This is a genomic window from Variovorax sp. 20P10.2.4, assembly GCF_058244205.1.
The window spans coordinates 1-6,698 of record NZ_JBZAYE010000414.1 but is presented as its reverse complement, the minus strand read 5'-3'; the positions used below and the strand labels follow the sequence as shown (position 1 = coordinate 6,698).

Here is a 6,698-nt window from a genome sequence, read left to right as displayed (position 1 = left end):
CAGCCGGTTCGCGGCCCGCCGCGCGGCACGCTGCGCCTGCTTCATTGCGTGGCGACGGGGTCCTTGGTCTCCGACGTCGGCGCCGGATCGAAGGCGGCCACGTTGGCCGGCTCCGCCGTGTCGAGCACCGAGGCGACCAGCGACTGCACGTAGGCGATGAAGCTGTCGTAGGCGTCGGCTTGCGGCGGCGGGTTCTCCGGCGGGTTGCCGCTCACCGGCGGGAACGGGTAGAACACGGCGCCACCGCCGCCGCCCCCGCCGCAGCCGGCAAGGAAGGCGGTCACCAGCAGCAGGCCGGCGATGCGAGGGATGTTGCGGTTCATGCCGGCATCCTCCTCAGCGCGCGGCCGAGGCCGAGGTCGAACCCGGCAGCGGCGTGTTGAGGTACGGGAAGGCATCGGGGAACTGCGTGGGGTTCTGCGCGGCACCATCGGTCAGCGCGGCGCTGCCCGCGGGCGCGTCGGCCGGCTTGCAGCCGACCTTGAGCGTGTCGCTGGCACCCGTGGCCACGCACAGCACGCCCATGGCCACGCGCAGCTCGGCATCGACCACGTCGTCGCCCGGCCGGCGTCCGTTCGGGAAGCCCGCGTTGTCGCCGCCGAGCACGCCGAGGTTGCTCTGGTTCGCCTTCACCGTCGGCGCGATGGACGTGTTCAGCCGCAGCATTTCCGACGCCTTGACGTTGGCCGGCTTGTTCACGCCCTCCACGCCCGTGAGGAAGGCCGCGACCAGGTCGGTGCGCGGGAAGTTCGTCGGCGCGGGCGCCGAGAACAGCGTCTGCACCAGCGCCGGCAAGGTCGGGTTGGTCACGTAGTCGGCGAACTGCGCGTCGTCCTGCGGCTTGGAGCTGTTGAAGCGGTCCTTGTCCTTCAGGCCGATCACCACCTCGTTGACCAGCGGCATGCCCAGACGCGAGACCTGGGCCCAGGCACCGCCGTTGATCGCGGTGGTGCCATGGCCGCTCTTGGGCGGGCTGGCGATCAGGCGCCCCTGGCGCACGCTGGCCGTGGTCCAGCCGCCCACGATCGGATGGCCGGCGGTGGTGATGCACGAGATCGGCACCTCGAGCGCCATCGTCGTCACGTTCTTGTCGGCCAGCGCGTCGGGATTGGCCGAGCTCGAGCCCAGCGGATTGAGGTTGATCAGGTCGAACACCTGGCCCAGGGCCACGGTGAACGGATCCTTGCGCTGGCCGACGAACACGCGGCCCTGCGTGGCGCAGCCCGGGATGTTGACCGTGTAGAGATGCTGGTTCGCATAGGTGGCATAGCCGGTCGGGCCGCCGAAGGTCTTGTCGCCGATGTTGTCGGTGGGCTTGTCGAACTCGGTGCCGCCGCCCGCCTTGGACACGGCCTCGACCTTGCCCTTGCGGCGATCGCCGCGCACGATGTTCAGCGTGTAGGTCTCGCGCAGGTTGCTGGTGGCCTGGTTCGGCCCGCTGATGCCGCCGGCCTGCACCAGCGGGATCGACACCTGCTTGCCCGCGATCGGCAGCTGGATGTCGCGCAGCGTGTTCTTGAACCTGAACTGGAAGGTGATGTCCTCGACCGCGTTGCCGTCGGTGTCGAGGTGGATCTCGTACAGGCCGTTCGGGTCCATGGTGAAGTAGTTGGGACCGCCGTACGGGCTCTGGTCGGGCTGGTAGTTGGCGATCAGCGTCACGAAGTCCTGGCGGCCGGCTTCGTAGCTGCGGAACATGTAGAAGTCGGTGGCATCGAGCTTGGGCATGCCCGCGATCGACGGCGCCTCTCGGTGGCTGGATGCGATGGCACCCACGGCGGTCACGGCACTGAGCACGAAGACACAGGCCCTTGCGGGGGGTAGGGAGAATCTCATCGGCGTCACCTCGGTGTAAATGGTGGATGTGCGGGCACGACTCGTCCGACGAAAACGTCGGCTCTGGATGAGTACGAACCGAAGGTTCAACCGGATGTGCTTTTTTTACCGAGGGTTTTCACCGCGCAGCGCGGCCGTGGAAGTGCTACGCGCGCGTTCCCGCGAGGGCGCGCGCGGTCCTTCCTTCCGTCACCGAAACGTCACGAACTCAGCGGCTCGTGAACATGAGCACCGAGCGCCCCGTCGCCAGATAGTCGCCACGCGCCGCGTCATCGCCCACGCCCAGTGCCGGGTCGGCGCTGTCGAGCACCAGGGTCCACGCACCGGCCGGTGCGGCGGGCAGCGTGAAGGGCACGGCCTCGTGCCAGGCGTTGAACACCAGCAGCACGCTCGCGTCGTGCGCCGCCACCGGAATCGCCGACACCGGCGCGCGGCCGTCGAGCAGCAGCGCGAACGAGCGCGTCTGCGGGTCGTCCCAATGCGAGGGCTGCATCTCCTCGCCGGCCGGCGTGAACCAGGTCGAGTCCTTGGCGCCGATGTCCTCGAACCAGGCACCGGCCAGGAAGCGGTTGCGCCGCAGCACCGGGAACTCCTTTCGCAACGCGAGCAGGCGGGCCGCGAACTCGCTGAGTCCACGCCCCGCTTCGCCGCCGGCCGCGGCCCAGTCCACCCACGAGATCTCGTTGTCCTGGCAGTAGGCGTTGTTGTTGCCCTGCTGCGTGCGGCCGAACTCGTCGCCGGCCAGCAGCATCGGCGTGCCCTGCGACAGCAGCAGCGTGGCCAGCAGGTTGCGTTGCTGGCGCGCGCGCAGCGCGAGCACGGCCTCGTCGTCGGTCGGGCCCTCGACGCCGCAGTTCCACGAGCGGTTGTCCGAATGGCCGTCGCGGTTGTCCTCGCCGTTGGCCTCGTTGTGCTTGTCGTTGTAGCTCACGGTATCGGCCAGCGTGAAGCCATCGTGCGCGCTGATGAAGTTGACGCTGGCCCAGGGCCGGCGCCCGCGGTGGTTGAAGCGCTCACCGCTCGCGGTGAGGCACTGCGCGAGCTTGCCCGCCGTGCCCTCCTCGCCCTTCCACCAGGCGCGCACGGTGTCGCGGAACTGGTCGTTCCACTCGGCCCACCCGGGCGGGAAGCCGCCGACCTGGTAGCCGCCGGGGCCGATGTCCCAGGGCTCGGCGATCAGCTTCACGCTCGACAGCACCGGGTCCTGCCGGCAGCTCTTGAGGAAGCCGCCGCCTTCGTCGAAGCCGTGCGGCTCACGCGCGAGGATGGTCGCGAGGTCGAAGCGGAAGCCGTCCACGCGCATCTCGGTCACCCAGTAGCGCAGGCTGTCGGTCACCATCTGCAGCACGCGCGGATGGCTGAGGTTCACGGTGTTGCCGGTGCCGGTATCGTTGATGTAGTAGCGCGGCGTGTCGGGCAGCAGCCGGTAGTAGCTCGCGTTGTCGATGCCCTTGAACGAGATCGTCGGGCCGAGCTCGTTGCCCTCGGGCGTGTGGTTGTAGACCACGTCGAGGATCACCTCGAGGCCGTGCGCATGGAAGCGGTCCACCATGTGCTTGAACTCGTCGATCTGCGGCCCGTCCATGTAGCGCGGATCGAGCGCGAAGAAGCCGATGGTGTCGTAACCCCAGAAGTTGGTCAGGCCCTTCTCGAGCAGCGAAGACTGGTTCAGGAACATCTGCACCGGCAGCAGCTCCACGCTGGTCACGCCGAGCGCGCGGATCGGCGCCAGCACCTCGTCGCGCGCCATGCCCGCGAAGGTGCCGCGGAACTGCTCGGGCACCTGCGGATGCTGCATGGTGAAGCCGCGCACGTGGGTCTCGTAGAACACGGTCTCGGGCCAGGGCACGCGCAGCGCATCGGTCTGCGTCCACTCGAAGCGCGAATCGACCACCACGCACTTGGGCACCAGCGGCGCGCTGTCGCGCTCGTCGAAGCTCAGGTCGCCGTCGGCATGGCCCACGGTGTAGCCGAACAGCTCGGGGCCCCACTTCAGCGTGCCCATGTAGGCCTTGGCATAGGGGTCGAGCAGCAGCTTGTGGTGGTTGAAGCGGTGGCCCTTCTCGGGCTCGTAGGGACCGTGCACGCGCAGGCCGTAGCGCGCGCCGGGTTGCAGGCCGGGCACGAAGCCGTGCCAGATCTCGTCGGTGTACTCGGGCAGGGTGACGCAGCCCACCTGCGTGGTGCCGGCCTCGTCGAAGATGCAGACGTCGACCCGCGTGGCATGCGCCGAGAACACGGCGAAGTTGACGCCGTCGCCGTTGAAGCTGGCGCCGAGCGGGTGCGCGGTGCCTTCGAGCACCGTCAGGGGGGTCGGAACGTGAGGGGTGTCGGCCATGGCGTGTGGGTGATCGGGCTGAGGGGTTGCGGGAAGGGACGGCAAAGTCTCCGTGTCCCCCGTGCCCGCGTGCGGCAGCACTTGGCGCAGCCTCGCGTAGGCGGCGCGCCCGTCATCCGGTCACCGGGCCGGTGGTCGAAGCGGACGGCCATCAAGCGGATGCGTCACAGCACCGAGAACTCCTTGCGCAACACGAGCAGGCGAGCCAAGAAGTCGCTCCGTGCGCCCGGCTTCGCCGCTGATTGCGGCCCAGTCGATCCACGAGATCTCGTTGTCGTGGCAGTAGGCGTTGATTCGCGCCGAGTCTCACAGGACCCCTTCAAAAGTAGGATTGTGAGTTTTCGATGCATCTTTTTTGGCATCATCGAATGAATCCAGTGACATCCGGATGCCGGGATTGCGCGAATGATGCCCATCTCCATGGAGAAGGCCTTCACTTTCGTGATCCCGTTCGAGAATTCAACATAGCGAACCTAAGCCCAAAGAGGAGAGAGACTTGCGCACCTTCAAAATCGCCTTCACAGCCGTACTCGTGGGATTGGTCGCGGCATGCGCGCCAATGCAAAAGCAGGTGGTCAGAACGACCATCCCGTTCGACGAAGCCTTGCACCGCCCGTATCTGGCAAAACCAGGACAAACGATCCGTGGGCAAGCGTTCCTGCGTCAACGAGGCGGCGGAAACGTGACCTGCGCTGGCCGGGAAGTCATGATGATTCCCGACACCGCCTACTTCGGTGAAATCTTCGATATCGCGAGGAGAGGCGCAACGGCAGTACCTGGCCAGAATCATCAAGTCCCCAAGGAGTTCGCTTCCTTGAGAAAAATGTCGATGTGCGATGCGCAAGGGAATTTCGAGTTCGAAAATGTCGCACCGGGCAGATGGTTCATCGCCACCGAGGTCGTGTGGGAAGTCGGATCGAGCAATCAGGGCGGAGGACTGCTGAAACGCATCGAGGTCGCCGAAGGACAAACGGGGCGCGTCTTCCTGACTGACCAGGACCGGGTGGGCAATTGAACGTCCGAAGACACTGCATGAACACGCTCGACTCCGCGCGCCTCGCCTCAGTTCTCGTCGCGTGCATGGTTCTCGCCGGATGTGCTCCGACCTCATTTCGTGGCGAGCACGAAGACCGCTTCAAGCTTCGCGCCGCTGGCCAGATCGAACCGACCAAGACCGTGGCGTTCCTGGAATGCATCCAGCACGGATTCACCAACGCGCCGCGTTACTACAAGCCACTCGTTCATCAAGCCAGGCGCCAAAACGGCTATCGCCTGGATCTGATGGTCGATAGGCACGTCCTGCTGAGTGCCGACATACTCGAGGACGGTCGTACACAGCTGCTGGAAGGCCCTTCCGCAGGCTTGATTTCCACCGGCGCCGATATCAAGATCTATGAAGATTGCGTAGCCACGTTCGGTAAACCTCTTTCCGAAAGCCCGATCCCTCGAGGCTGAGAGGCAGAACGTGACGGGGTCGCGCCTGGCAAAAAATAGCGCACTCTTCGCAAGGTGCTCGACGCGTGCCGTAGAGTACCGCCAGGGCCTCCCGGCCAGCCCCATTTCTACCTATTCCCATGACCGACAAAGAACGCCTCGACTACCTCCAGGGACAAGTGGCCGCGCTCAAGAGCTTCTGCCTGGCCCTGATGTCCTCGCACCCCAATCCCAGGCTGCTGTTCGACCGGATGGAACGATTCGGCAACCAGCAGGCAGGCATCCTGCTGGGCCAGCCCACGTCGGATGCGCTGCTGCAGGGCGCCGATGCCATGCGCGACCAGCTCCTGGCCTATGCCCGGGAGCTGCAGGCGGCGATCGACAAGAAGTCGGAAGCCGACAAGGCCTGAGGCCTTCGTTGGCCGCCAGGCCCTGGCTCGGGGCCTGCGCCTACTGCGAGTTCGCGGGGGTCGAGGTCTCGAACTCGATGCCGCCGACGAACTTCTGCAGGAAGTTGTAGATCAGGCAGCCGATGGCCACCGCGCAGTAGGCGAAGACCAGGTACATGAGCGGCGCGAGCAGCAGGAGCAGCAGCGACGGCCCGCTCTTGCCGGCCGGCTGCACCAGCGCGAACAGCAGCGCGAAGGGCACGAGGAACACCAGCGAGGTGACCGCCATCATGACGCCGAACACCTTGCCGTTCTGATGCGGTGAGAGTCGCGAGATCTGTTGTTTCATGGGGCGGCGCCTCCTCGCGCCTGGGTTCGAATTCGGACGGATAGCGTACCAGCGCGGGCCTGGCGGCGACGGTGTTACGCTCTCGGGCGCCCTCCTGCCCGCCCCCGCGCAGGCAGTGGAGGCCCAGCCACCCGCGGCCCGTCCGCCACGCAAGGAAGCCAAGGCCACGGCCTGCAGCGCAACCTTCCCCGACATTCCATTTCCATGTCCACCTCCACCCCGATCACCTCCTCCCGCACGCTGTCCTACGTCGCGCTCTTCGCCGCGCTGATCGCCGCGCTGGGCGCCGTTCCGCGCATCGACCTGGCCCTGGGCGTGCCGATCACGCTGCAGACCCTCGGCGTGATGCTCG

8 protein-coding genes are annotated in these 6,698 nt (G+C 66.5%); 4 read left to right on the top strand and 4 right to left on the bottom strand.

All coding sequences use genetic code 11. The annotated features are described in order from the left end of the window. Positions 1-41 precede the first annotated feature (41 nt). The 3 genes from AC27VN_RS28775 to glgX form a co-directional block, all read right to left on the bottom strand. Positions 42-323 (bottom strand): hypothetical protein, encoded by a 282-nt coding sequence (locus tag AC27VN_RS28775; RefSeq protein WP_296789143.1) that lies wholly within the window; start codon positions 321-323, stop codon positions 42-44. A gap of 13 nt (positions 324-336) precedes the next feature. After that, on the bottom strand, positions 337-1,836 hold the full coding sequence (locus AC27VN_RS28770; protein ID WP_490878743.1) for a DUF4331 domain-containing protein: 1,500 nt from the start codon (positions 1,834-1,836) through the stop codon (positions 337-339). 208 nt (positions 1,837-2,044) lie between these two features. Beyond that, a complete protein-coding gene (gene glgX / locus AC27VN_RS28765) occupies positions 2,045-4,174 on the bottom strand; it encodes a glycogen debranching protein GlgX (protein ID WP_490878742.1) in 2,130 nt (709 codons plus the stop codon). A 496-nt stretch (positions 4,175-4,670) separates the two neighbouring features. Between glgX and AC27VN_RS28760 the strand changes: the two genes are divergently transcribed. The 3 genes from AC27VN_RS28760 to AC27VN_RS28750 all read left to right on the top strand — a co-directional run bounded on the left by AC27VN_RS28760 (position 4,671) and on the right by AC27VN_RS28750 (position 6,018). Next, positions 4,671-5,189 (top strand): hypothetical protein, encoded by a 519-nt coding sequence (locus tag AC27VN_RS28760; protein WP_490878741.1) that lies wholly within the window; start codon positions 4,671-4,673, stop codon positions 5,187-5,189. Positions 5,190-5,206: 17 nt separating this feature from the next. Continuing rightward, the gene (locus AC27VN_RS28755) at positions 5,207-5,629 is read left to right on the top strand and encodes a hypothetical protein (RefSeq protein WP_490878740.1); all 423 of its coding nucleotides are present in this window, start codon (positions 5,207-5,209) and stop codon (positions 5,627-5,629) included. Positions 5,630-5,748: 119 nt separating this feature from the next. Beyond that, positions 5,749-6,018, top strand: a complete 270-nt coding sequence (locus AC27VN_RS28750) for a hypothetical protein (protein WP_057594242.1) — start codon at positions 5,749-5,751, stop codon at positions 6,016-6,018. Between the two features lie 40 nt (positions 6,019-6,058). Here AC27VN_RS28750 and AC27VN_RS28745 read toward each other — a convergent pair whose 3' ends face one another. Beyond that, positions 6,059-6,346: a hypothetical protein gene (locus tag AC27VN_RS28745; protein WP_093342516.1), complete on the bottom strand. Its 288-nt coding sequence runs from the start codon at positions 6,344-6,346 to the stop codon at positions 6,059-6,061. 204 nt (positions 6,347-6,550) lie between these two features. Between AC27VN_RS28745 and AC27VN_RS28740 the strand changes: the two genes are divergently transcribed. Further along, on the top strand, positions 6,551-6,698 hold a 148-nt coding region (locus AC27VN_RS28740), incomplete at its 3' end, for a biotin transporter BioY (protein WP_490878744.1).